Annotated in this window: 4 protein-coding genes; 1 reads left to right on the top strand and 3 read right to left on the bottom strand. The window is 33.6% G+C overall.

The window, feature by feature from the left end; all coding sequences use genetic code 11:
- The coding region (locus VK998_RS13120) for an alpha-helical endospore appendage domain-containing protein (protein ID WP_475513940.1) at nucleotides 1–110 on the top strand (110 nt) is incomplete at its 5' end.
- Here VK998_RS13120 and VK998_RS12355 read toward each other — a convergent pair.
- The 3 genes from VK998_RS12355 to VK998_RS12345 all read right to left on the bottom strand — a co-directional run.
- Nucleotides 107–283 (bottom strand): hypothetical protein, encoded by a 177-nt coding sequence (locus VK998_RS12355; protein ID WP_325228805.1) that lies wholly within the window; start codon nucleotides 281–283, stop codon nucleotides 107–109. The genes VK998_RS13120 and VK998_RS12355 overlap by 4 nt on opposite strands.
- 541 nt (nucleotides 284–824) lie before the next feature.
- Nucleotides 825–2459 carry a chaperonin GroEL gene (gene groL / locus VK998_RS12350; protein WP_325228804.1) on the bottom strand — a complete coding sequence of 545 codons (1635 nt, stop codon included), beginning with the start codon at nucleotides 2457–2459 and terminating at the stop codon, nucleotides 825–827.
- Between the two features lie 174 nt (nucleotides 2460–2633).
- Nucleotides 2634–2910, bottom strand: a 277-nt coding sequence (locus VK998_RS12345) for a co-chaperone GroES (RefSeq protein WP_325228802.1), incomplete at its 5' end; no start/stop codon positions are given.

Raw genomic sequence — 2910 nt, 5'->3', positions numbered from 1 at the left:
ACAAAAGTGTAGATAAAACATTAAAGAACATCATTAAAAAAGAAATATTATTAGAATTTAAATTCGACAATGTTCTTAAATTAATAGATAAAGATCATAAAGATTGCTAGTTGGTATCTATGTTAAAAACACCTTGTGGTGCATATCCACATACAGGAGACCATCTTAACTTAACACCAAAACCCAAAATAAGTATTTGTGACAACCAAAACCTTATAATAGATACTCCTGCAATTCCACTGACGTACAAACTACCTCCATATATAATTGTAGAGTATTCCATTAGTTTATTAGAATCTACTTGAGAACACTCATATAAATCTGCCTTTGCATCTTTAGCTATCCACTGAGCATATTTTTAGTACTACCATATTTGGGTTTATATACTACAGCTATTTTATCCCTTTTCCACACTCCTGCCTTTTATTAAACTAAAGCATTTTCTACCGCTTTAAGGAGGGCAGACACATGGGTCTGCCCCTACGTACAGCTATGATATATGCTAGAATCACTGCGATGCCAAATAGAAATGATGTGTCGTATGAAACCGGATGGACACATAGGTCCATCCCTACGATATATGATGTTTCCAATACTGTAGGGGTTGACCCATGTGTCAACCCGTTTATATGTCAACCCGTTAATGCACATAACATTACAAGCATAACCTTCTTTTTAATTCTTAAGGTTAAATAGTCTGTTATACGCAAAGCATACTTTACGTATATCCTATTTTTTTTATAGCTTTTATCAAGTAAACTTTTCATCAATACAAAAAAAGACCATAAACCTATTCATTCGGTTTATGGTCTTTATATATTTTATTACATCATTGGCATTCCGCCACCCATTCCGCCGCCACCCATGCCAGCCATTGGGTCTTCTTCTTCTGTATCTACTACTGCAGCTTCTGTTGTTAATACCATGGATGCAACGGAAGCAGCATTTTGTAAAGCTGAACGAGTTACTTTAGTTGGATCAGCTATTCCTGAATCTACCATATCTACATATTTTTCGTTCAATGCATCAAATCCCATTCCAGCTTCTTTTTCTTTAACTCTTTCTACTATAATTGAACCTTCTAATCCTGCATTTGTAGCTATTTGTCTTACTGGTTCTTCTAGAGCTCTTACTATGATATCTACTCCAGTTCTTTCATCTCCATCAGTTTCATCTAATAATTTAGCTACTGCTGGAATACAATCTACTAATACAGTTCCACCACCAGGTACCATACCTTCTTCTACTGCTGCTCTTGTTGCTGCTAAAGCATCTTCTATTCTTAATTTTCTTTCCTTAAGTTCTGTTTCAGTAGCAGCACCTACTTCGATTACTGCAACTCCACCTGATAGTTTTGCTAATCTTTCTTGTAATTTTTCCTTATCAAATTCAGAATCAGTTTCTTCAAGTTGTGTTCTAATTTGATTTACTCTATCTTTAATATCGGATTGAGAACCTTCTCCATCAACGATAACTGTGTTTTCTTTATCCACTTGAACTCTTCTTGCTTTACCAAGCATATCGATTGAAATTTCTTTTAAGTCTAAACCTAATTCTTCAGCAATTACTTGCCCACCAGTTAATATTGCTATATCTTGAAGCATTTCCTTTCTTCTATCTCCAAATCCAGGAGCTTTAACTGCTACACAATTAAATGTTCCTCTTAATTTATTTACTACCAATGTAGCTAATGCTTCACCTTCAATATCTTCAGCAATAATTAATAAAGGTTTACTTTGTTGAACTATTTGTTCTAATATTGGTAATATATCTTGAATATTAGTAATCTTCTTATCTGTTATTAGGATATATGGTTCTTCTAATTCTGCCACCATTTTATCTGTATCTGTTACCATATAAGGAGATACATATCCTCTGTCAAATTGCATACCTTCTACTACATCTAAAGTAGTTCCCATAGATCTAGATTCTTCAACAGTGATAACTCCATCGTTACCTACTTTTTCCATAGCTTCTGCAATCAATTTACCAATTTCTTCATCTCCTGCAGAAATTGAAGCAACTTGAGCTATGGATTCCTTTGTTTCTACTTCTTTTGAAAATCTTCTAATTTCTTCTACTGCTTTATCAACTGCTTTTTTAACACCATTTTGAAGTATAATTGGATTTGCACCAGCTGCAACATTCTTTAAGCCTTCCCTAATAATTCCTTGTGCAAGTAATGTAGCAGTTGTAGTTCCGTCTCCTGCCACATCTTGAGTTTTAGTTGCAACTTCCTTAACAAGTTGTGCACCCATATTTTCATATCTATCTTCTAATTCAATTTCACGAGCTATAGTAACACCATCATTAGTGATAAGTGGCGCACCAAACTTTTTATCTAATACAACATTTCTTCCCTTTGGTCCAAGAGTTACTTTTACAGTATCAGCTAATTTATTTATTCCTTTTTCCATTGAACGACGAGCAGCTTCGTCAAATTTAATTTCTTTAGCCATTATATTCACACTCCTTTTTTTATTTCAAATTTTGAAACAACACAAAAGTCATTCCCTATTTTTATTTTTGTCACCCTAAGATAAACAAAATTGCTAACTGTCTAAGAGTCTCATCGTTTAAAAGCGAGATTCTTAGCTAACGCTCAGAATGACATTTTTAAATTGTGCATTGTCTTACTCAACTACTGCTAAAATATCATTTAACTTAAGTATTGTATATTCTTCTCCATCTATTTTTACTTCTGTTCCTGCATATTTTGAAAATATTACCTTATCATTTACTTTAATTTGGTCTTTTCTCTTTTCATCATTAAGTATATCTGCACCTATAGCAATTATTTCAGCCATCTGAGGCTGTTCCTTAGCAGAACTTGGCAAAACAATACCTGATTTAGTTTTCTCCTCTGCTTCAACTAATTTAATCACAACTCTGTCTCCTAATGGTTTAAGG

It is taken from the genome of Schnuerera sp. (genome assembly GCF_035459645.1).
GTDB lineage: Bacteria > Bacillota > Clostridia > Tissierellales > Tepidimicrobiaceae > Schnuerera.
Note: the sequence above shows the minus strand (reverse complement) of the source record. Positions and strands in the feature narration are given on the sequence as shown.

Excerpts from the sequence above, each read along its gene's own strand:
- groL (WP_325228804.1), bottom strand. The coding sequence starts at position 2,459 with ATGGCTAAAGAAATTAAATTTGACGAAGCTGCTCGTCGTTCAATGGAA.
- VK998_RS12355 (WP_325228805.1), bottom strand. The coding sequence starts at position 283 with ATGGAATACTCTACAATTATATATGGAGGTAGTTTGTACGTCAGTGGA.